Genomic DNA, 21,322 nt, shown 5'->3' with positions numbered 1-21,322 from the left:
CGCCTGTGAGCAAAGACATGAGCACCCAGCCCAAGCCTCTCTCCGAAGTGGAGCACATCAAGGCGAACAGTCGACTGCTGCGGGGGACCCTGGCGGAGAGCCTGGCGGACCCCGTGACGGGCGCCATCGCCACGCCGGACACCAGCCTCATCAAGTTCCACGGCAGCTATCAGCAAGACGACCGGGACATTCGCGAGGAGCGTCGACAGCAGAAGCTGGAGCCGGACTACAGCTTCATGCTGCGCACCCGTCTTCCCGGAGGCGTGTGCACCGCGGCGCAGTGGCTCGTCATGGACGGGCTCGCGCGAGAGCACGCCAACGGCACCCTGCGCATCACCACGCGGCAGGCGTTCCAGTTGCACGGCATCCTCAAGGGAGACCTCAAGCCGACGATTGCCCGCATCAACGCGTCCCTCATCGACACGCTGGCCGCCTGCGGCGACGTCAATCGCAACGTGCTGTGCAACCCCAACCCCGTGGACACCCGCGTCCATGAGGTGGTGTACGGCTGGGCGGTGCGCCTGTCCGAGCACCTGTTGCCCAAGACTCGCGCGTACTACGAGCTGTGGTTGGACGAGGAGAAGGTGGCGGGCGGCGAGGAGGAGCCGCTGTATGGCGCCACCTACCTGCCCCGGAAGTTCAAGGCCGCCGTCGCGGTGCCGCCCGAGAACGACGTGGACCTGTTCGCGCAGGACCTGGGCTACATCGCCATCATCGAGGACGGCGTCCTCCAGGGCTTCAACGTCGCGGTGGGTGGAGGCCTGGGCGCGACGCACGGTGACGCCAACACCTTCCCAAGGCTGGCGGATGTCCTGGGCTTCGTGGCTCCCGAGCGGATGCTCGTGGTGGCCGAGGAGGTGCTGAAAATCCACCGCGACTTCGGAGACCGGGGCAATCGCAAGCGCGCGCGCCTGAAGTACGTCCTCGAGGACCGGGGAGTCGCCTGGTTCAAGGAGGAGCTGGAGCACCGGCTCGGCTTCGCGCTGGAGCCCACGCGGCCCTTCACCTTCGAGCACAACGGAGACCGCTTCGGCTGGCGGGAGGGCCATGACGGGCGCTGGCACCTGACACTGCACCTGGACAGCGGCCGTATCGCGGACCGGCCTGGCGCGCCGCACCTCACGGGGCTGCGCGAGATTGCCCAGATACATGGGGGCGACTTCCGGCTGACGCCCAACCAGAACCTCGTCATCGCTGGCGTCCCGCCCGAATCCAAGTCGCACATCGACGCGATTGTCCGGGCCCATGGACTGGAGAGCTTCCGGACCTCCAGCCCGCTGCGGCGCAACGCGCTCGCCTGCGTGGCGCTGCCCACGTGTGGACTGGCCATGGCCGAGGCCGAGCGCTACCTGCCGACCTTCGTGGAGCGCGTGGAGTCGCGGCTTCAGGCCCATGGCCTCCAGGACGCCAACATCATGCTGCGAATCACGGGCTGCCCCAATGGCTGCGCGCGGCCCTACCTCGCGGAGATTGGCCTCGTGGGCAAGGCCCCGGGTCGCTACAACCTGCACCTGGGCGGAGATGCGCGCGGCCAGCGACTCAACCGGCTCGTGCGAGAGAACATCGACGAGGCGACCATCCTCGAGGTGCTGGAGCCGCTGTTCGCGGGGTATGCGCGCGAACGACAGCAGGGTGAGGGCTTCGGCGACTACCTGGTGCGGGCGGGGCACGTCCCCGCGTCCCCCTCCCGCGCGCCACAGGCCACCTGAGCGACGCCTCCGCTCACGCGCCGAACAAGCCACGCTGGCGGGCCTCTTCGAGTCGGCCCTCCAGGTACTCCCACAAGGCAGGGCAACCTGCCTGGATGGGAGGAGCGATGCGCGCCACCACCCGCGCATGACTGATGCCGTTCTCCCGCCAGCTCTGCCCCTCGTTGGCCAGGTTCAGCAGCACCGGCATCGCGCGGTCCACCGCATTGGCATAGCGAGCCTCGGCGGTCTCCCCCGCTTCGAATTCCTTCCACGACGCCAGGAAGGCGGGACCGTGAGGTGGCGGCAGCAGGCCAAAGATGCGCTCCGCCGCCGCCAGCTCCGCCGCCTTGCGCTCCTTCCAGCCGCCCTCGACGAAGGCCAGCGTGTCGCCGGTGTCGATTTCTCCCACGTCGTGCACCAGGAGCATCCGGACCACGCGGTCCAGGTCGATGCCCGGCTGCGCGTGCTGGGACAGCGAGAGGGCCAGCATGGCCAGCTGCCAGCTGTGCTCCGCGGAGTTCTCGTAGCGAGCAAGCCCCAGCGGCTTCACCTTGCGAGTCACACCCTTGAGCTTGTCCAACTCCAGGATGAAGCCGATGACCTGCTGCATTCCGTCGCCCTGAGCCATGCGGGGATTGTTCCCCACACCCCAGGCGCGCTCAACCCCCAAGGCTCAGGGGATGACCTTCGCGCGACGGAAGTCGTCGAAGAGGCGCAGGAACATGGCCTCGGTGTCGACGAACTCGTGGAAGCCGAAGCGGCGTGCCTTGGTGCCGTCCGCGAACATGTCGTAGTCCCACGAGAAGACGAAGTCGCCGAAGCGCCACGAGGACACGTCCTGGTAGGAGTGCTTCGCCAGCCCGTGCTTCGCCGTCATGGCCTTCCACAGCGGCGCCTTGTCAGCCATGACGACGTCGAGCGACATCGGCAGCGGCGGCGCGACCTCCAGCTCGAAGTAGCGCGCGATTTTCGGCCACAGCTCGCTCCAGCGGAACAGGTCCCCGTTGTTGATGTTGAAGGCCTGGTTCGCGCAGCGCGCCTCCGTCGCCGCCCACACCGTCGCCTTCGCGAGCAACCCCGCGTCGGTCATCTCCAAGAGCGAGTGGTATGCGCCCGGCTTGCCAGGGAAGCGCAGCGGCAGTCCCAGCTCCTTGGAGATGGACGCATAGACGGCAATCACCAGGGCCAGGTTCATCGGGTTGCCGAGCGCGACGCCTCCCACCACCGACGGGCGCAGCGCGGTCCACGTCCACGCCTTGCCCTTCTGCCGCTGTTCGAGGAAGCGCTGCTGGTCCACGTTGAACTCGGGCGGCATGTGGTCCGGGTCCGTCTCCCGCGCTGGCGTCTTGAAAGGCCCCAGGTGCGCGCCGTAGACCTTGTAGCCCTGCATGAGGCTGACGTGGCGCAGGCCCTTCGCCACCGGCTCGATGGCCTCCACCACGTTGACGAGCATCGCGAGGTTGGGGGCAACCAGCTCCGCCCACGTCGGCCGCTCCTGATACGCGGCGTAGAACACGTGCGTCACGTGGCCCAGGGCCGCCAGCTTCACCCGGGTGTCCTCCGCGTCGAGCAGGTCCACCTGCACGTGCCGCACACGCTCGGAAGCAGGGCCGCCTCGTCGAGACAGGCCGATGACTTCCCAGTCTCCCAGTGACGCGAGGTGCTCGATGAGGTTGCGACCGATGACCCCTTGCGCCCCCACCACGAGGGCGACCTTGTCGGGGGCGCTCATGACACACCCCCTTGCAGCACTCGCGCCCCTGGCGCATCCAGGCGTCGCTCGCGAGACTCCAGGCGCAGCGCCACCAGCACGACGAGGATGGCGGACACGGGCACCAGCGCGGACACCCAGGTGACGGCGCCCAGTCCAGGGCCCCGGTCGATGATGACGCCGCCGAACCAGGCACCCAGCGCGTTGCCCAGGTTGAAGGCGCCGATGTTGAGGCTCGACGCCAGGCTCTGGCCGGCCCCTTCCGCCTTCTCCAGCACCCACATCTGGAGCGGTGGCACGGTGGCGAAGGCCGCCGCGCCGAACAGGCCCACCGCGATGACGGTGAGGACGCGGTCATGCAGGACGAAGGTCATCCCGAACAGCACCAGCGCCAGCACCGCGAGGGTGCCGAGGATGGCGGGCACCAGCCGCCGGTCCGCGAGCTTTCCGCCCACCAGGTTGCCCACCACCAGCCCACCGCCGAACACGAGCAGGATGGGAGACACCGCCGACGGCGAGAAGCCGCTGAGCCGCGTCAGGAGGGGCGCGATGAAGGTGAACACGGTGAACACCCCCGCGAAGCCGAGCACCGTCGTCAAGAGCCCCAGCAACACCGGCCGTCGGCCCAGGGCTCTCAGGTCCGCGCGCCAGTCGCTCGCCTCGGGTGCCACCTCGTCACGAGGGACGAACAGCGCAATCACCGCCACGGCGAGCACGCCAATCAGCGCCACGGCCCAGAACGTCGAGCGCCACCCGAGCGACTGCCCCAGCCACGTGCCCAGCGGCACGCCGAGGATGTTGGCCACCGTCAGGCCGGTGAACATGATGGCGATGGCGGACGCGCGCTTGTCCGCCGGCACCAGGCCCGTGGCCACCACGGAGCCCACGCCGAAGAACGTCCCGTGCGAGAGCGCGGTCAGCACGCGCGCGGCCATCAGCGTGCCGTAGGTGGGCGCCAGCGCGCAGAAGACGTTGCCCAGCGTGAAGATGACCATCAGCCCCAAGAGCACGTGCTTGCGGGACCAGCGGCCCGTCAGCACGGTAAGGACGGGGGCTCCGGCCACGACGCCCAGTGCGTAGCCGGAGATGAGCAGGCCGGCCGTGGAGATGGAGACTCCCAGGTCGGTGCCCACCTCCAGCAACAAGCCCATGATGACGAACTCCGTGACGCCGATTCCAAAGGCGCCCGCGGTCAATGCGAACAAGGCCAGCGGCATGATTCGCGGCCCTCCCGTGAAGAAGTTGGATGGGCCCTTGTATGGACGGCACGAATTCGCTGCGGTAGAGCGACGTGCGGAATAGGACTTGTGAGTTCGGCTCACCATGGCTCGTCTGGACGTCAATCGCTTCGGAGAGATGGAAGTCTTCGTGAAGGTGGTGGAGCTGGGAGGCTTCTCCGCCGCGGCGAGGGCCTTCCGGATGACGCCATCGGCGGTGAGCAAGCTGGTGGCCCGACTGGAGCAGCGGCTGGGAGCCCGGCTGGTCAACCGTTCCACGCGCTCGCTCCAGCTCACCCCGGAGGGCTGCGGCTTCTATGAGCGCAGCGTGCGAATCCTCGGCGAGCTCGACGAAGCTGAGCGCGGGGCCGCCGCGAGCGACGCGCCAAGTGGACGGCTGCGCGTCAACACCAACCCGGCCTTCGGGCGCTGCATCCTCATCCCCCTGCTGCCTGGCTTCCTCGCGCGATATCCCTCGGTGACGGTGGACCTCACGCTGACGGACAAGCTCATCGACCTGCTCGATGAACGCACGGACGTGGCGATTCGCAACGGGCAGCTCAAGAACTCCCAGCTCACCGCGCGCCGGCTGGGTGAGACGCGGATGGTCATCGTCGGCTCGCCGGACTACTTGAAGCGCCAGGGCGTGCCGAAGACGCCGGGAGAGCTGGCGTCACACAACCGGCTGGGATTCAGCTACGCGCGAGCCATCGAGGGCTGGCCGCTGACGGAGTCCTCCTCGCAGCTCTCTCTCGCCCCGGTCGGCAACGTCCAGGCGAGCGATGGGGAGGCGCTGAGACAGCTCGTGCTGGCGGGAGTGGGGCTGGCGCGGCTGGCGCGCTTCCAGGTGAAGGACGACCTGGACGCGGGCCACCTGGTGGCCGTGCTGGAGGAGCACAACCCGGGCGACACGGAGGCCATCCACGCCCTCTTCTTGAGCCAGGGCGGACACCTGCCCGCGCGCGTGCGGGCCTTCGTGGATTACCTCACCACGCACGTGCGCCTGCCCTGAGGCGCGACGGAGTCTTCAGCTTCGAGCCAGCGCCTGGGCCAGTCGCGGCAGCACGTCACCAGCGCTCGCCTCCACGCACAGGTCCGCCAGTTCCACACCACGACACTCGCCAATGTTGACGATGGCGATGGGCACGTGGCGCTCGACGGCGCGCACCAGGAAGCGATAGCCGGAGTAGATGGCGAGCGACGAGCCCACCACCAGCAGCGCGTCTCCCTCCTCCAGCAGGGCGAATGCGTCCGCCACCGTGGGCGCGGGCACGTTGTCACCGAAGAACACCACGTCCGGCTTCAGCGTCCCCCCGCAGCTCACGCACGCCGGCACCTGGAAGGACTGGAGCGCCTCTGAAGACAGCTCCGCGTCGCCGTCCGGCCGCAGCTCCAGCACCTCGTGGGCGAAGTCCGGGTTCAGCGACAGGAGACGCGTCTGGAGCTCCACTCGCGCCTCCTGCATCCCACAGTCCAGACAACGCACCCGCGCCAGGGCGCCGTGCAGCTCGATGACGCGTGAGCTGCCCGCTGCGTGGTGGAGCCGGTCCACGTTCTGGGTGATGAGCCCTGGTACATGCCCGCTCCGCTCCAGGGCCGCCAGCGCCTGGTGCGCGGGATTCGGGTGGGCGGCGGCGAACCGGGGCCAGCCGAGCAGGCTCCGGGCCCAGTAGCGAGCCCGCACCTCGGGACGCTGGAGGAACTCCCGGTGCTGAATGGGATTGCGCGCGCGGGCCCGTGTTCCTGGCCCCCGGTAGTCCGGGATGCCTGACTCGGTGCTGCATCCGGCGCCGGTGAGCACCACGGTGCGCCGTCCTCGCAGCAGCGAGACCAGCGCATCCACATCCTGGCTGGCCCCGGGAACAAGCGACGTCTGCGACGGAGAGGTCATGGCGGCCTACGTATAATGGCCTCCCCGGCGCCTTGCCCAGACTCCCCTTTCGGGCCCGTCCAGGCGTCGACCGTGCCTCCCACCCCGCGGGGCAGGCCAGCGGCCGGGCTACTGCTCAAGTCGGCGCAGCTCGGCCGGCTCCAGACAAGTGACCAGCACCTGGTGCCGCAGGAGGTGGACGCGCTCAACGTGTTGTTGTCGGAGCTTCCCAGCAACGAGTCCCGCCCCACCTGAGCCGCCGCGCGGAACGCGCATCCGTGGTAGACGCCTTGCGCATGCCGAACTGGCAATGGAAGGCGTTCTCGGAGCTGACGCTGGACGAGCTGTATGACGTGCTCGCCCTGCGGCAGGAGGTGTTCGTGGTGGAGCAGAAGTCGCTCTACCTGGACGTGGACGGACTGGACAGGAGCGCGGACCACCTCCTCGCCCATGAGGGCCCCCTCCTGGCCGCCTACCTGCGCGTCCTCCCTCCCGACGTGAAGTTCCCGGGAGCCACCAGCCTGGGCCGCGTGGTGACGTCGCCCAAGGCACGAGGCCGGGGCCTGGGCCGCGAGCTGACGGAGCGAGGCATCGTCCGGCTCGAAGCGCTCTACCCCGGCTCGGACATCCGCATCTCCGCGCAGGAATACCTGCGGGCCTTCTACACAAGCCTCGGCTTCGTCGCGGAAGGTGACATCTACGACGAGGACGGCATCCCGCACATCGAGATGGTCCGCCGTCCTCGCCGTTGAGCGCCCCGACGCCCGGGGCCTCCGAAGCGCGCGGCTAGAGGAAGTACGGTGACGTGGCCTGGTGGACGCGCGCCGCCAGGTCCTCCGCCGCGAGCAGCTCCTGACCGGAGAGGCCGGGGAGCTGGGCCTCCAGTGCCAGTCGTGCCTCACGCAGGATGGCGAAGGCCTCGTACGTCTGGAGCTGCTTCAGGATGCTCACCATCACCCTTCGCGTGGCGAAGGTCCGCACACCATCCAGGTTGAGCAGGTTGGCGCGAAGCTGCGCGAGCACCAGCGGCGTCAACACCGGGTCCGGGCGCACGGGCGTCCAGATGGAGCCCAGCAGGGAGATGTCATCCAGGTAGAGGCGCTGGAGGACACGGCGGGCCATCGCGTCGGCGACCGCGCCATAGCCCGGGTAGGCCGCCAGCACGTCTGGAGGAATGGGCGCCTGCAATCCCTCGAACAAGATGTTCCAGGCGCGAACCCGCTCGGTGGAGGACCGGCCCGCGCGCACGTACTGCTGGACCCCATTGAGCATGGTGTCATCGGGCTGCGCGCCCCCTTGCTTCAGCGCGGCCTGGAGGGATGCTTGATAGGCCGCGCCATGGAACAGCTCCAGCGGCACCGCGGTGGCGTCGTAGCGAGTGCAGTCCGGGTCCCGCCGGGTTTCCTCGTCCGTGCAGAACGGCTCCTGAGGAAGCGTGGAGGACAGTCCATACAGGTAGCGAACGGCCGCCACGTCATAGGGCCCCACCTCTCCGCCTCGGAGCTCCTGCTCCGGCGCCCAGGCGTACTCCATCACCGAATACGACGGCAGCCCGAGTGAGCCCTTGAAGTTGTGCCGCAGGCCGAGCGTGTGTCCGACTTCATGCATCACCACATACGTGAAGAACCGCTCCACACGCTGCTGCGGCGTCAGCGAGCCACCAGCGCTCGTGAGTGACGTCACCCAGCCCCCAGGGCCGGGCAAGTTCGCCTCCAGGTCGGCGACTCGCCAATCACACATTGGCGCCGCCGCCATGCCATTCCACGAGAGCTGGATGGCCTTCGTGCCCGGAGCGAGCGGCGCTGGAACCTCCGCCACGGAGGGCATGCCGTGGATGACCTCGATGGCGCGGTCCAACCAGGAGACGTTCATGTACACGCTCGCGCCGAGCGTCTCTCCGGTGTTCGGATTGGAGCGCGTGTTGGCGAAGGCGAAGGCGTAGGACGGGTCCGGGTCGAAGAGGATGAAGTTCTTGTCGTCGTCGCTGAAGGACTCCCCGGGCTGCGCCATGCGCGCGGTGAAGACGGGGAAGCCGAAGGCCTGGTTCCAGTTCTCCACGCCCCGCTTCACCGCGCCGATGACGTCGTAATCCCGGTAGCGCGGGTCCGTGAGCGTCCCCTTCAGCGTGTCACTCATCACCCAGACAATCGGCTTCATGCCAGGGCGGATGTTCCACTTCCGCGTCGACTGCTCGGTGAGGCCTCCGGAGTCGGGGACGATGCGAGGCGCGCTCCGGAAGTAATGCTCGCGAGCAGGGCGCGGCGTGGGCGTGAATCCCTCGCCCTCCTGATAGCGCCGCAGGGCGACACCCACCGTCGCCGTGACACGAATCGGGGTCGGCTCCGGCCAGTACGTGACTTCGTCGAAGGAGTAGCCGTGGCCGGTGAAGACCTTCTCGAAGGACACGCCGTCCTTCAGGGCGAGGAAGCGCTGCGCGAAACCCAGCTCCACCTCGAACGCGGGGCCGTACAGCTCCTGAGACAGCGCATCCATGCCCATCACCCGGTCCAGTCCGGCGGCGGGGTCGAAGAGGAGGTACTGGTCCGCGCCAGGCAGGCGCTTGAAGCCCGGGTGGTCGTCGACGAGCGGCCACGCCTCGACGATTTCTTCCGGAGTGTAGAGCGTGCTGCGGACCTTCGTGTCATCCACGTCAAAGGCATACAGCTTGCCGTTCTGCTCCCGGAAGGACACCACGCGAACGCCCAGCGAGGAGCCGCCGTTGCCGGCGAGGTCCTCCGGGTAGCTCTGCTGGAGGTAGACGGACATGAACCAGCGCTTGCCCAGCTCGCTCTTGCGCAGGGCCAGATAGAACGTTCCGGGCTCCGAGCCTTGAAGTCCCGGAGCAACGGAGCCGAGGCCCTCCCGCAGACGCTGGAGCGAGCCCGCCTCCAGTGTCCTGGGGACGGCGACGAGGGGACCTTCGAGCACCACGGCGGGCAAGTCCTCGGATGACCGGACTTCATCGGCACATCCCGAGGACACCCACGCGAGCGCGCAGAGCACGGCCAGGAGACCACGCCACGTGGCCAGACCTTGAGTCGACATTGGGATTTCCCCCAGCAAGACATCGGTGACGCCACGGGCCGGCCGCGCGACGGGCTGGAAAACGCGGACAATCCCACGGCATATCGACGCAGGGAGCGGGCCACTTCACGCAAGGGCCCGCGCGCTGGACATGCGGCCACACGGGATACACTCGGGAGGTCCTCGCGATGTCTCGCGGGGCTGGATGAGGAGCGTGTGCGCCGTGCGCCCCAGCGTGGTGATGGCAGTCCTGCTCATGAGCCTGATGTCGGGTTCCTGGGGCTGTGTCGTGGGTCCCCGCTTCACCCGCTGCCCGGGTGAGGACGGACGTGCGTGGGTGGAGCTGGACAGCGAGCACTACACGCTGCGCACGGACCTGCCACCCGAGCAGGCCCGCGAGGCCATGAGCGTCCTGGAGCACACGCGCGTCGCGCTGCTCGCCGGCATGTGGCCCGGTGCGCTCCGCCAGGAGATGGCGAAGGTGCTCGTCTATGTCCTGGCGGACCCGCGGGAATTCGAGGGCCTCTATCCCCGCCGCGTGCGCGCGTTCTTCTACAAGTCGGACACCGAGGCGCTCATCGTCCTGTCCGGCCCGCCCGCGAAGTGGTCCCAGCAGTACTCCGGGCTGTCAGAGGACTCCTCCTCCCGGCTCAATCACGAGCTCGCCCACTACCTCAGCACGTATGTCATGCAGCGCCAGCCGCTGTGGTTGTCCGAAGGACTGTCCGAGTATCTGGAGACGCTGCGCCTGTCGGACGGCGGCAAGCGCGCGGTGCTCGGCACGCCCAACTGGAGCGCGGCCTACATGATGCGGTCGATACTGAAGCGCTCGGTGGACAGCGTCCATCCCGCGGTGATGATGCGCAGGGTGCTCGACTGGCAACCCGGCCTGGACGCGGAGGCGCAGGAGCGGGAGATCGGCATCATGTACGCCGGCAGCTGGCTGATGGTGCACTGGCTGCGACACACCCGCCCCGAGCGCTTCACGCAATACCAGACGCTGCTCGGCCAAGGTGTCGACCCGCGGGTGGCGCAGCGCCAGGCCCTGCCCGAGCTGGAGAGCGACTCCCTGGACCAGACACTGCTGGACTACGTGCGAGACATCCGCGCCGCGTCACGCCACCAGGTGGCGGTACCGACGACGAGCACGGCCTTCATCGAGCGCGTGCTGGACGACGCGGAGGTCCACGCATCCCGCGCGAAGCTGGCCGCGCTCGGCGCGCACATGGCGCAGCAGGAGTCCCTGGTGCGCAACCGCCGCAAGCTGTCGCGGCAGGAGCTGAAGGAGGCGCTGCGGCTGGACCCGACGGGACTGCCAGCCCTCTCGGTGAAGCAGCAGGAGTCCTCGCCCGAGGAGCGACTCGCGCTCGCGAGGACCGCCGTGAGCGCCCACCCCGACGAGAGCGAGGCGTGGCTGCTATTGGCGGCGGCGCTGGAGCCCGACAGGGACACCGCCGAGGAGCGCGAGGCCGCACTCAAGAAGGCCCTCGAGCTGGCGCCCCGGAGCAGCTACGCGGCGAGCGGACTGGCGTGGCTGTACGTCACCCAGGGCCGCTTCGAGGAGGCCCTGCCCCTGGCGCAGTGGGCCGTCGCGCTCGCGCCCTGGAGCACGCCCGCCCTGGACACGCTCGCGATGACGCTGGCCGGACAGGGCCGCTGCGCGGAGGCGCTCCAGTTGGAGCAGCGGGCCATGGGGCTGACCCAGGAGCAGGAGGATTCGACGCTGAAGACGCGGCTGCGCGTGCGCCTCGCGGGCCTGGAGGACGGCTCCTTGTGCAGGACGTCCGCTCCGACGCCGTGACTAGAGCTTGCGCAGCCGCACGCGCTTCACCTTGTGGTCCGGGCCCTTGAGCAGGATGAGCCGGGCGCGCGAGCGCGTGGGCGCGATGTTCTGCGCCAGGTTGGGACCGTTGATGTCGCCCCACACGGACTCGGCCATGTCCACGGCCTCCTCCTTCGTCAGGTCCGAGTAGCGGCGGAAGTAGCTGCGCTCGTCGCGAAACGCCGTCTGCTGGAGCCGCAGGAAGCGGTCCACGTACCAGCGGCGGATGTCCTGCTCGCTCGCGTCCACGTAGATGGAGAAGTCGAAGAAGTCCGACAGGAACGTGTGTGGCACCCGCTGCCCGGTGGCTCCGGACTGGAGGACGTTGAGTCCTTCCAGGATGAGGATGTCGGGCTGGCGGATGACCTTCGCCTCGTCGGGCACGACGTCGTAGACGAGGTGGGAGTAGACGGGCGCCGTCACCTCCGCACGCCCCGCCTTCAGCTCCGCGAGCAGGCGCACCAGCGCGCGCCGGTCATAGCTCTCCGGGAAGCCCTTGCGCTTCATCAGCCCGCGCTCGGTGAGGACGCGGTTGGGGAAGAGGAAGCCGTCCGTCGTCACCAGCTCCACGCGCGGGTGGTCCGGCCACCGGGCGAGCAGGGCCTGGAGGATGCGGGCCGTGGTGCTCTTGCCCACTGCCACGCTGCCTGCGATGGCGATGATGAACGGCACCTTGCTCGTGGAGCCGCCCAGAAACGCCTGCTGCTCCATCCACAGCCGCTGCGCCGCGGCCACCTGGAGGTTCAGCAACCGCGACAGAGGCAGGTAGACATCCGAGACCTCTTCCAGGTCCAGGCGCTCCCCCAGGCCGCGCAGGCCGTCCAGGTCCTCCGTCGTGAGCGTCAACGGGGTGGACTCGCGCAGCGCCCGCCAGGCTTCGCGCTCCAGCTCGACGAACATGGACACCGAGGGCGCGGCGGGTGCGGACATTGAGTGTCTCTCCTCCGGATGCTTGATACCGCGCCTACCACAGCGCCGCGGTCCGCGCGCGGACTCAGGTGCCCGAAGCCGGGTCCCAGCCGTAGAAACGCTTCAGCTCTTCATACAAATCGGGCGTCTTCTCGCGCATCTTCACGGGGCGCTCGAAGAAGTTCTCGGTGGCCACCGCGAAGAACTCCGCCTCGTTGACGGCGCCGTAGTCATCCAGCACCTGGCGCTCCCGGGGGCGCCCCTCCTGGAGGCCATGGTAGTGCTCGCTCATCACCGCGGCCCACGTCCGATAGTGCGAATAGCTGCGCAGCTTCGGTGTCCCATCGAAGGCGCCGTCCGCGCGGTCCAGGACATGGGCGAACTCGTGCGTGGCGGTGTCGTGGCCGTCGTCCGGATTGCGCAGGCCGCCGAGCACCGCCGCCCAGGAGAGGATGACGGAGCCCCAGTTCTTCGCCTCACCGAGCACCACGCCGGTGCGGTCCGGAAGGAGGAAGGCGTCGGGGTAGACGATGACTTCGCGCAGCCGGTCGTAATAGGACAGGTCCAGGTGCACCACGAGCTGCACGGCGGTGGCGGACACGACGACGCGAATCTCGTCGGTGATTTCCAGCCCGCCGGCGCCGATGAACTCCTTCTCCCAGGCGAAGACCTTCAGCTTGGAGAGGAAGTCCTCGCGCAGCGCGGGCGACAGTGTGGCGAAGAAGGGAACTCGCGCGTCGAGATGACCGAGCCAGTCGGGAGGAAAGGGTCGACGCATGAGACGTCGGCGCCGGAGCTGGCTGAAGAGGCCGGTCATTCGGTCGGCGCCCCGGGGACTCCCAGGGCTTCCTGCGGACAGGCATACCAAATGTTTCGCGGAAGTTCCTTGTCCACAGTCCGTGGCCCCACCGGGCACCGGGGGCGGTAGGGTGGACCCCGAGGGTCCAGGCCGGCGGCCCCGAGGCAGTCACGGGACGTGCGAAGAGTCATGAGCAGACGTGCGGCGAAGTGGTGCGTGGCGCTGGGAATCGCCCTGTTGTCGGGGCAGGCGGGCGCGCAGGGGCCGGGGCAGGTGGTGGACGAGGTCGTGGTGCGAGGCCCCGAGAAGACGCTCCCGGAGACGGTGCGCGCGTATTCGCGCATCGACGCAGGCGATGAAATCACCTTCGAGGAGCTGGACAAGGTCGAGCGGCGGCTGGTGGCCACCGGCCTGTTCCAGGAGGTGAAGGCGCGAGTCGAGCCCACGGGCCCCAACCGCGTGCGCCTCATCCTGGAGGTGGAGGACAAGGCGTCCTGGGTGGTGGCCCCCACCTTCGCCCTGTCCTCGGACAACGTCGGCGGCGGCCTCTTGTACGCGGAGAACAACCTCTGGGGCCGCGCCAAGAAGTTCGCGACGGCCGCGCAGGTGAGCACCGCGGAGAGCGGCATCTTCGCCGGCTACCTGGACCCGAACCTGTTCGGCCTGCCGCAGCTGCGCTTCAGCCTGGAGGGCCAGCTTCGCAGCGACCGCATGGACGAGTACCAGCCTGGAGCGGGACAGGAGGACCCGACAGTCGTGCGCCGGACGCGCATCAACTCGGCGTCCATCTCCAGCGAGGTGGGGGTGATGCTCTTCGAGCGCGTGCGCGCCGCCGTGAAGTACCGGCTGATGAGCATCGACGCGAAGTCCCCGGACCCGGAGAAGGAGGTCACCACGCCCGCGTTCTCCACCGGGCCGTCGCAGCGCGATGCCTCCTTGCGCCTGATGGTGGGAATCGACACGCGGCAGAACCTCCACGCGGTGATGGAGGGCATCAACCTGGAGGCGTCCTACGAAGTGTCGAACCCGGGCGTGTGGAGCGAGTTCCGCTACGAGCGCTTCGGGTTGCTGTATCGCCATGGCCTGCGCCTCTTCGAGGAGCACAACCTGGTGCTGCGGGGCGAAGCCGCCGCGGGCGTGGACCTGCCCTTCCACCAGGAGCTGGTGATGGGAGGCAACGGCCTGCGGGGCTTCGTCCACCGTCAGTTCCGAGGCGACACCCGGCTGTCCTTCATCGCCGAGTACCACTTCCCCCTCTTCACCATCCGCTCCCTGTCCTTCCGGGGCGTGGGCTTCTCCGACACCGGGTTGATGGTGTGGCGCGAGCTGCCCGAGGACCGCGAGCTGCGGGATGTGAATGGACGCGTGGTGCGCGGCTACCTGCCCGACAGCCGGAGCGGACTGAAGGGTGCCACCCTGGCGCAGGGCGTGGGCGCGGGGCTGCGGCTCTATCTGCGCAACCTGGTGCTGCCCCTGGTGGGAGTGGACGCGGCCTACGGCGTCAACTCGGGCGAGTTCCGTTTCTATCTGGTGGCGGGAGTGAACCCGTCCTGAAGCAGACTGTCAGCCGGGCTGGCGGCGTGGCGTCAGGTGCGACGCCTCCGCTGGCCGTGGCGCTCCAGGTCTGGTGTCGTCAGCGAAGTTCCCCTTCTCTTGTGAGTGCTCGCCATGTCCCAGGAACGCTTCACGACGAGCCGCGAGGTGTACCACCGCATCCGGTGGGACCCTCGCCTGGAGGCTCGCGAGTTCGTCATCGGCTACGACGCGCACGGCGAGGCCCTGGAGGAGATGCCCTTCGAGGCCTTCGTCCCGGACGGGGAGATTCCGTGGCACCGCGTCTGGTACTTCAAGCGCGGACGCGAGGTGATGTGGGACCGCAAGGAACGCATCGACCGGCTCAGTCACTCCGCGTCCCCCACCGAGGAGCCCGCGCCCGCCCCGCGTCGGACGAGCGCGGCTCCTGGCTTCACGCCCCTGCCTTCGTATCGGTACGACGCACGCGCGGCGGCGTGGACGAAGGCCTCCCCCGCCCCGAGCGAGGTGCTGGCGACACCGGACGTGCTCACCGTCGCCACGTTCAACGTCCTCTTCGATTTGTATGACGCGGAGAAGCTGGACACCGAGCGCAGGACTCCGGCGACGCTGAAGCTGCTGCGAGAGACGGACGCGGACGTCATCGCCCTCCAGGAAGTCACCGCTCCCTTTCTGCAAGCGCTGCTCGCCGAGTCGTGGGTGCGCGAGCACTACTGGCTGTCGGACGGCCCGGTGGCGAGCACCGTGGAGACCTACGGACAGGTGCTCCTGTCGCGCTTGCCCTTCGCGGCGGTGTGGCAACGCGTCTTCTCCCGGGACAAGCGCATCATCGCTGGTGAGCTGAGGCTGGCGGGCAGCTCGCTGTGGGTGGCCACGCCGCACCTGACGAGCAATCGGGAGTCCTCCGGGGCCGCCGCTCGCGTCGTGCAGGTGCAGGCGCTGCTCGACTGGGCCCGCTCGTTGGGCGCCACGGACGAGGGCGGGGCACCGGACATCGTGCTCGCCGGTGATTTCAACTTTGGCGCGGGCGAGGATGAAGCGGCGGCCTTCACCCAGGCGGGCTTCGTGGATGCGTGGCCCACCTTGCGGCCGTCTGAGACGGGGGAGACCTACAACCCCCTGCTCAACACGCTGGCCGCGCTCACCACCACGTCCGGGCGACTTCAACGACTGGACCGCGTGCTGGTGAAGTCCCCTTCGGGTCGGTTCGCGCCCGACGCCATCTCGCTCTTCGGCGAGGCCCCGCTGGCCGGGGCTCCCGGACCCGCGGGGGGCGCGCTCTTCGCATCGGACCACTTCGGCATCCGCTGCGTCCTGCATCGAGCGGTCTCCTCGCGACCTGACGTCGCACAAGGAGCGGAGCGGCGGGTCCACCACACGGCGGTGGTGCTCATTCCACCGGAGACCTCCTGGCCTTCCATCCAGGCGCTGCGCAAGAAGCACGACGCGAAGTTCGAGCGGTGGATGCCGCATGTCACCCTGCTCTACCCCTTCCTCCCGGAAGAGGACTTCGACGCCGCAGAGGCCGTGCTCGCGGAGACCCTGCGCGACCTCGAGCCCTTCGAGGTGACACTCTCCGCGTTCGACCACTTCGAGCACCGCGTCAACTCGACGGCCTGGCTTCGGCCGGACGACGAGCCCCGAGGCGCACTGGCCGCGCTGCACGCGAAGCTCGTGGCCGCCGTGCCCGAGTGCGCGCCTCCGGGCCATGGCTTCACACCGCACCTCTCCGTGGGACAGCTTCCCCGCTCGGACGACGGAGAGCAGGAGCGGACGCTCGCCACGTGGGCGCGAGGCTGGCGTCCCCTGCGCTTCGAGGTCAGCGAGGTCTGCATCATCCGGCGGAAGGGGGACACGCCGTTCGAGGTCGTCCGCCGCATCCCCCTGGGCAAGCCCGTGAGAGGTCAGGAAGACGCCACGCTGCACGCGGTGCTCGCGTCCATTGGCGCGGGAGCGTCCGACTCCGCCAGGGCGACCAGGGTCCAGGCCGTGGATCGGCTGAAAGGAGTCTGCGAGCGAGTGGGGACCACGCTGCACCCCTACGGTTCGTCCCTGCTCGGTACGGATGGACCGGACAGCGACGTGGACGCGGTGGCCATTGGCCCTGCGTCCCTGTCTCGTGAGGACTTCGCGCACGCGCTGCTTAGCGAGCTGGCGAAGTCGGAGCCCCCCGGCGCCGCGCGCTTCGTGGCCGACGCGGCCATCCCCCTGGTGAAGCTGGTCCTGGACGGCGTGAGCTTCGATGTCTCGTATGCCAGCCGTCCCGAAGGTGTGGCGGCTTGCGAGCCCTCCACGTTGCTGGCGCTGCATGGCGAGGCGCTTGATTCCGCGGGGCTCCGCTCCGTCCTGGGGCTCGCGGACACGCAAGGGGTGCTGGATGCACTCGGTGACGACGCAGGACAGCGCGAGCGCTTCCGGACCGTGCTTCGCGCGGTGAAGGCGTGGGCCAAGGCGCGGGGCGTCTACTCCCATGCGCTCGGCTATCTCGGGGGGCTGTCGTGGACGGTGCTCGCGGCGTGGGCCTGCACGCGGGTGGCGCCTGGCACGGTCCGGGGTGACACGGAGCTGCTCGCCCACTTCTTCGGGACGTTCGCCTCGTGGCCCTGGCCGCAGCCCGTGGCCCTCACTCCGGAGACCGCGCGCTACCGTCCGGATGGCAAGCGGGACCTGCTGCCCGTCATCGCACCGGCGGCTCCCGCTCGGAACACCGCGCGCAACGTGTCGCGCTCCACGTTCCGCGTCCTGAAGGACGAGTGGGCTCGCGCGGGGAAGCTCGTGGCCGAAGCGCGTGCCTCGGGTTCGCCCCTGGCATGGGAGGCGCTGTTCCAGCCGCTCGACTCCACCCAGGACCTGCCCACCCACCTGCGCCTGTCCGTCGAAGCGCCCTCGCCCGAGGCCCATGAAGCCGCCATGGGCTGGGTCCTCGGCCATCTCACGGCCCTGGTCTACCGGCTGGAAGGTGACCGGCGGCTCGCCGTACGCCCACTGCAGGCCACACCCGGCAAGGGCCCCGTCCTCATCGGCCTGAGCACCCGGGAGGCCCAGGACGCGAGCGCACTGGTCTGGAAGCCAGGCAGCCCGCTCGTCGAGGCAGTGGAGTCCTTCCGCGCGTCCTATCTGGAGTGGCCGCACCGCCCCGAAGACACGTCGCTCCAGGTGGAGTGGCTGCGGGGAAACCACAGGGGCGGCATGGACCCGCAGACCTGACCTTGTCACGAATTGGCAAGGTCTGAGCTTTTTCACAAAGACAACGATTAGTCTCCACGCCTCCTTTCGTGGAGGCTGTATGGGCAAGCGTTGGAGTGGTGCGATGACCGCCGCGGTGGCCTCACTGGTCCTGCTGGCATGCGGCGGAATCATGTCGGAGTCCGACGGTTCCCAAGCCATTGGCAGCCGCCAGCAGTCCACGAAGGCGGGCTTCTATTACCCGTGTGGCGATGACAAGTGCGATGGGAATGAGCCCGTCACCTGTCCCTCGGACTGCGGAGGCAGCGCGTGCGGCGATCAGCATTGCGCCCCCTACGAGAACCCAACGAACTGTCCCTTGGACTGCCGCGGCTAACCCAGACCAGGAGGGGCACCCGCCGTGCCCCATCCGTGGCACGTCCTGCCCAACAACTCCTGGAGTGAGTTAGCCTTCACGGCAAGTCATCATCTCCGGGGGTCATGTCTTGGCGGAAACCTATCGAGTCGCGAAGCTTCCCATTCGACTGCGTGGCTTCGTGGAGCCGGATACGAACGCGCAGTTCGAGGGCTACGTCGAGCCGGGCACGTACTTCGTCGTGGAAGAGCGCCCCGGCTTCCCGACGCCTGACACCGACTACGCGCGCCTGGAAGTCCCCACGCTCGGCGCGCTGGACACCTGGATTTGCCTGCGGTGGCGCACCCAGCGCTACGCGACGCTCGTCAATCAGGAGAAGCCGCCTCCGGCCGTGAGGCTTCGCTTTGACGACGAGCCCATGGCCATCCGCGAGGACCGGCTCGTCGCGCTCCTCGGCGGGCTGCGTGGCTTCAAGTATGACCTGGACAAGGCCTACTACCCGTGGCCCTTGCCGGGCATCAAGGTCCCCCTGGCGCCGCCCCAGTTCAACAACTGCTGCACCTTCGTGGAGGCCCTCACGGTGAAGGCCTACGCGGACGCGCACGGCGACAGCTTCAGCTGGGACTCCCGTCGGCACCGGCAGATGATGATTGCCTCCACGGAGGACTACTTCTCTCCTGTCACCGCCGCCATCGAGAGCGGCATGGCCATCCCCACGCCCTCTCCGGATGTGCCTCCGCACCCGTGGACGCTCATCCAGGGCTGGCGAAACCAGTGGCGCTCCGGCCACACCTTCCTCGTGGTGGACCACCACCCCGCGACGGACAAGGTGCTGGTGCTGGAGTCCAACTCCGCCTACCAGCTCGACGGCGTCGGCTACCGGGCCATCGGCAACCTGCGGGACAAAGGCATCCAGCCTCCGGCCAACTGGTGGACGCTGCCGGACGTGTGGACGTGGCGGCAGCTCTGCTCGACGTACCTGTTCCGGCAACAGGCGTGGCTCAAGGTCAAGGACCGCTCTCTTTCGCGGCTGTCACCCACTTCTCCCTGAGCCACCTTCGCGCAGCCAGCGCTCAGGCGGCGACGAACCGCCTGCGCCGCAGGTCCAGCATCCACGCCTCCAGCGCATCCACGGCCGCCTGGGGAGGCTCCTCGGGCAACACGGAGGCCTCCAGCGCGGCGTCGAGCACCTCGAAGGAGCGGGCCACCTCCGCGCGCCACTTCGCGCTCAGCGACTCGGGCAGCTCGCTCTTCTCTCCCCGTCGCTTCTGCTCCACCAGCTCATGGGCCTCCGTGAAGCCATGGGCATCCAGCAGCTCGGTGACGTCCGTCTCCACCTCGCCGGTGCGCAGCGCGTGCGTTCCGGTGAGCGTGGTGCGCAGCACGTAGAGGAGCTTCTTCGCGGAGCGAAAGCCGCTCTTCTCCCACTCACGGAGCTGGCCGTGGGCGAAGCCCCGGTAGTGGCGGTGCACGCGACGCGACAACACGCCGCGCACCAGCGGCTGAAGGGCCTCCAGCTCCGGGGACACCCGCACCGGAATGGCGCCCACCAGGCGCTCCAGGTAGTTGCCATTGCCCTGCAACAGTCCCTGGAGCACGGGCTGGAGTTCGTTGGACGAGTAGTCCACCTCCACGCCGTCCACCACTTGGAGGCGCTCGGCGTTGAGGTGGCGGGGCTGCAGGCCCAGCAGCAGGGCCGTGGGCGCGATGTGGATGGACTTCAGGTCCAAATCACTGTCCGGCGAGGGAAAGCCATAGGCATGCGCGCCCGACAGCGACACCACCAGGTGCTCTCGCTTCGCGGACTCCTCGTCGAGCACGCGGTCCGCCACCGTCCGCTCCTGCTCCGTCATCGTGCCCTTCATTCCGAATCCCTCCACTCCGTCACCGGGGCCTCGGGCGCGTCGTGCCCCAGCGGTCCGGGGGTCTTCATCACCCAACGCCGCGCCACCTCGTCCCCCACCCGCCGCAACAGCCGGTCCGCCCGCGCGTAGTCGGGGTGCTCCGGCAGGCGGCTCTCCTGACGTGCCGCCTCCAGCTCCGGCGCCATCGCCTCCGCGTCCCGCAGCACGTCGTCGAGCGGCACGCTGCCTTCCTTGATGGCCAGCAGCCGCGCCTTCAGCGCCCCCGTCGCCTCGAAGACGGGCTCGCCCTGGCGCAGCCAACCCGTGGCGGTGGCAATCAACCGCAGCAGGTTGTACGCGTTCTTCGGCCGCAGCTCCCGCGCGGACGGAGGACGCTGTCCCCCACCCCGCGCATAGGCCGTCAGCGCCGCGAAGTCGTTCGCCGCGAGCAGCCCCTGGTCCCACAGCGAGCGGTAGAGCTGCTTCACGTACGTCTTCGCCGCCAGCAACGCATCCTGCGGCGTGGGCGCCTCGCGCGGAGACACCTCCGACAGGCGCCGCGCCACCTCGTCCAGGTTTGGAGCCGGCTCCTCGCACAGCCACTCCAGCAGCAGGTCCCTGTGCTCGGCCAGACGCTGGCTGCGCGTGAGCTTGTCCAACTGGCTCATGGCGTAGCGCCCGAAGCTGCCGAAGATGGCCTGCGAGACGAACGCCTCGCGCTCCGCGAGGAACCACTCGCCCAGCTCGTCCATGGCCTTGGCCCCCGGGACGAACAACGTCTCCAGCGTGTTCGGGTCCGCCCGCAGCGCCTGCTCCACCGTCTTGCGCGTCTCCCAGTAGGTGCTGCTGCCATCGGCGCTCACCAGGTCCATGGGCGCCTCCACGAGGCCGAAGGTCCACGAGAGCGGCAGCGCGAAGATGCCGCGCACGTCCACGTCCGACTGTGCGTTCGCCAGACCCCACGCGTGACTGCCCACGCGCGTCTCCAGCACCACGCAGGGCACCAGCGACTGCCACGCCGCCTCACGGCGCCTCGCGAACTGGACCTGTCCCGGCCGCCGGGGCACCAGCTCCTCGCGCGCGAACCACACCTCGCCCACGCCGACAATCTGGATGTCGAGCCCACCATCCCGGGCCCGCACCACGCGCCCCACCACGCCCTGCGGAATCCGCCGCCCGCCCGAGGCCAGACGCTCCACGCGCGTCGTCACCTCGGTTCCGTGCGGCAGGGGCACCGACAGCCGGTCCACCTGCTCCAGCCCTCGGATGCGGGAAGTCCCCGAGCGGGGAGGGTCCGTTGGAGAGTTGCTCATGGGATTCACCTCGAAGGGGAAGGTCGCGGTCGCCAGGGACGGCGCCAG

General features: G+C 68.9%; 17 protein-coding genes. 8 read left to right on the top strand and 9 right to left on the bottom strand.

Features of this window, described 5'->3' with window-relative positions; all coding sequences use genetic code 11:
* Positions 1-17: 17 nt before the first annotated feature.
* The gene (cysI, locus tag LZ199_RS38195; protein WP_253998728.1) at positions 18-1,709 is read left to right on the top strand and encodes an assimilatory sulfite reductase (NADPH) hemoprotein subunit; all 1,692 of its coding nucleotides are present in this window, start codon (positions 18-20) and stop codon (positions 1,707-1,709) included.
* Positions 1,710-1,722: 13 nt separating this feature from the next.
* On the opposite strand, the gene LZ199_RS38190 is transcribed toward cysI, so the two are convergent.
* Genes LZ199_RS38190 through LZ199_RS38180 form a run of 3 tightly spaced genes read right to left on the bottom strand, consistent with a single transcriptional unit; the run spans position 1,723 to position 4,619 of the window.
* Entirely contained in the window at positions 1,723-2,319 is a 597-nt protein-coding gene (locus tag LZ199_RS38190) for an HD domain-containing protein (protein ID WP_253998727.1), read from the bottom strand.
* 45 nt (positions 2,320-2,364) lie between these two features.
* Entirely contained in the window at positions 2,365-3,423 is a 1,059-nt protein-coding gene (locus tag LZ199_RS38185; RefSeq protein ID WP_253998726.1) for an SDR family oxidoreductase, read from the bottom strand.
* Positions 3,420-4,619 carry an MFS transporter gene (locus LZ199_RS38180; protein ID WP_253998725.1) on the bottom strand — a complete coding sequence of 400 codons (1,200 nt, stop codon included), beginning with the start codon at positions 4,617-4,619 and terminating at the stop codon, positions 3,420-3,422. Before LZ199_RS38180 ends, LZ199_RS38185 begins: the two co-directional genes overlap by 4 nt.
* Positions 4,620-4,725: 106 nt before the next feature.
* Between LZ199_RS38180 and LZ199_RS38175 the strand changes: the two genes are divergently transcribed.
* A complete protein-coding gene (locus LZ199_RS38175) occupies positions 4,726-5,631 on the top strand; it encodes a LysR family transcriptional regulator (protein WP_253998724.1) in 906 nt (301 codons plus the stop codon).
* Positions 5,632-5,646: 15 nt separating this feature from the next.
* Here LZ199_RS38175 and LZ199_RS38170 read toward each other — a convergent pair whose 3' ends face one another.
* Entirely contained in the window at positions 5,647-6,510 is an 864-nt protein-coding gene (locus tag LZ199_RS38170; protein WP_253998723.1) for an NAD-dependent protein deacetylase, read from the bottom strand.
* A 72-nt stretch (positions 6,511-6,582) separates the two neighbouring features.
* Here LZ199_RS38170 and LZ199_RS38165 point away from each other — a divergent pair, with 72 nt between their 5' ends.
* Positions 6,583-6,744, top strand: a complete 162-nt coding sequence (locus LZ199_RS38165; protein WP_253998722.1) for a hypothetical protein — start codon at positions 6,583-6,585, stop codon at positions 6,742-6,744.
* A gap of 41 nt (positions 6,745-6,785) precedes the next feature.
* Positions 6,786-7,241: a GNAT family N-acetyltransferase gene (locus tag LZ199_RS38160; RefSeq protein WP_253998721.1), complete on the top strand. Its 456-nt coding sequence runs from the start codon at positions 6,786-6,788 to the stop codon at positions 7,239-7,241.
* 34 nt (positions 7,242-7,275) lie between these two features.
* Here LZ199_RS38160 and LZ199_RS38155 read toward each other — a convergent pair whose 3' ends face one another.
* A complete protein-coding gene (locus tag LZ199_RS38155; protein ID WP_253998720.1) occupies positions 7,276-9,534 on the bottom strand; it encodes a zinc-dependent metalloprotease in 2,259 nt (752 codons plus the stop codon).
* A 202-nt stretch (positions 9,535-9,736) separates the two neighbouring features.
* Here LZ199_RS38155 and LZ199_RS38150 point away from each other — a divergent pair, with 202 nt between their 5' ends.
* Positions 9,737-11,314, top strand: coding sequence for a DUF1570 domain-containing protein (locus LZ199_RS38150; RefSeq protein WP_253998719.1), 1,578 nt, complete (start codon positions 9,737-9,739; stop codon positions 11,312-11,314).
* Here LZ199_RS38150 and coaA read toward each other — a convergent pair whose 3' ends face one another.
* Together coaA and LZ199_RS38140 are read right to left on the bottom strand one after the other, a co-directional pair.
* Positions 11,315-12,265, bottom strand: coding sequence for a type I pantothenate kinase (gene coaA / locus LZ199_RS38145; protein WP_253998718.1), 951 nt, complete (start codon positions 12,263-12,265; stop codon positions 11,315-11,317).
* 64 nt (positions 12,266-12,329) lie between these two features.
* Complete coding sequence (locus tag LZ199_RS38140; RefSeq protein ID WP_253998717.1) at positions 12,330-13,061, bottom strand: M90 family metallopeptidase; 732 nt, start codon at positions 13,059-13,061, stop codon at positions 12,330-12,332.
* Between the two features lie 171 nt (positions 13,062-13,232).
* Here LZ199_RS38140 and LZ199_RS38135 point away from each other — a divergent pair, with 171 nt between their 5' ends.
* The 3 genes from LZ199_RS38135 to LZ199_RS38125 all read left to right on the top strand — a co-directional run bounded on the left by LZ199_RS38135 (position 13,233) and on the right by LZ199_RS38125 (position 19,168).
* Entirely contained in the window at positions 13,233-14,597 is a 1,365-nt protein-coding gene (locus LZ199_RS38135; protein WP_253998716.1) for a BamA/TamA family outer membrane protein, read from the top strand.
* Positions 14,598-14,711: 114 nt separating this feature from the next.
* Positions 14,712-17,783 (top strand): poly(A) polymerase, encoded by a 3,072-nt coding sequence (locus LZ199_RS38130; protein ID WP_253998715.1) that lies wholly within the window; start codon positions 14,712-14,714, stop codon positions 17,781-17,783.
* A gap of 464 nt (positions 17,784-18,247) precedes the next feature.
* A complete protein-coding gene (locus tag LZ199_RS38125; RefSeq protein WP_253998714.1) occupies positions 18,248-19,168 on the top strand; it encodes a hypothetical protein in 921 nt (306 codons plus the stop codon).
* Between the two features lie 22 nt (positions 19,169-19,190).
* Here the strand turns inward: LZ199_RS38125 and LZ199_RS38120 are convergent, their stop codons facing one another.
* Positions 19,191-19,982 carry a nucleotidyltransferase domain-containing protein gene (locus LZ199_RS38120; protein ID WP_253998713.1) on the bottom strand — a complete coding sequence of 264 codons (792 nt, stop codon included), beginning with the start codon at positions 19,980-19,982 and terminating at the stop codon, positions 19,191-19,193.
* Complete coding sequence (locus LZ199_RS38115) at positions 19,979-21,274, bottom strand: DNA polymerase beta superfamily protein (protein WP_253998712.1); 1,296 nt, start codon at positions 21,272-21,274, stop codon at positions 19,979-19,981. Before LZ199_RS38115 ends, LZ199_RS38120 begins: the two co-directional genes overlap by 4 nt.
* Positions 21,275-21,322 lie beyond the last annotated feature (48 nt).

The sequence above is a fragment of the Myxococcus qinghaiensis genome (genome assembly GCF_024198215.1).
Lineage (GTDB): Bacteria > Myxococcota > Myxococcia > Myxococcales > Myxococcaceae > Myxococcus > Myxococcus qinghaiensis.
The sequence above is the reverse complement of the archived record's forward strand: the minus strand, read 5'-3'. Positions and strand labels throughout refer to the sequence as shown.

Bases quoted from the DNA above. Each gene is read 5' to 3' on its own strand.
- cysI (WP_253998728.1), top strand. From the start codon at position 18: ATGAGCACCCAGCCCAAGCCTCTCTCCGAAGTGGAGCACATCAAGGCG.
- LZ199_RS38190 (WP_253998727.1), bottom strand. From the start codon at position 2,319: ATGGCTCAGGGCGACGGAATGCAGCAGGTCATCGGCTTCATCCTGGAG.
- LZ199_RS38185 (WP_253998726.1), bottom strand. From the start codon at position 3,423: ATGAGCGCCCCCGACAAGGTCGCCCTCGTGGTGGGGGCGCAAGGGGTC.
- LZ199_RS38180 (WP_253998725.1), bottom strand. From the start codon at position 4,619: ATGCCGCTGGCCTTGTTCGCATTGACCGCGGGCGCCTTTGGAATCGGC.
- LZ199_RS38175 (WP_253998724.1), top strand. From the start codon at position 4,726: ATGGCTCGTCTGGACGTCAATCGCTTCGGAGAGATGGAAGTCTTCGTG.
- LZ199_RS38170 (WP_253998723.1), bottom strand. From the start codon at position 6,510: ATGACCTCTCCGTCGCAGACGTCGCTTGTTCCCGGGGCCAGCCAGGAT.
- LZ199_RS38160 (WP_253998721.1), top strand. From the start codon at position 6,786: ATGCCGAACTGGCAATGGAAGGCGTTCTCGGAGCTGACGCTGGACGAG.
- LZ199_RS38155 (WP_253998720.1), bottom strand. From the start codon at position 9,534: ATGTCGACTCAAGGTCTGGCCACGTGGCGTGGTCTCCTGGCCGTGCTC.
- coaA (WP_253998718.1), bottom strand. From the start codon at position 12,265: ATGTCCGCACCCGCCGCGCCCTCGGTGTCCATGTTCGTCGAGCTGGAG.
- LZ199_RS38140 (WP_253998717.1), bottom strand. From the start codon at position 13,061: ATGACCGGCCTCTTCAGCCAGCTCCGGCGCCGACGTCTCATGCGTCGA.
- LZ199_RS38135 (WP_253998716.1), top strand. From the start codon at position 13,233: ATGAGCAGACGTGCGGCGAAGTGGTGCGTGGCGCTGGGAATCGCCCTG.
- LZ199_RS38130 (WP_253998715.1), top strand. From the start codon at position 14,712: ATGTCCCAGGAACGCTTCACGACGAGCCGCGAGGTGTACCACCGCATC.
- LZ199_RS38120 (WP_253998713.1), bottom strand. From the start codon at position 19,982: ATGAAGGGCACGATGACGGAGCAGGAGCGGACGGTGGCGGACCGCGTG.
- LZ199_RS38115 (WP_253998712.1), bottom strand. From the start codon at position 21,274: ATGAGCAACTCTCCAACGGACCCTCCCCGCTCGGGGACTTCCCGCATC.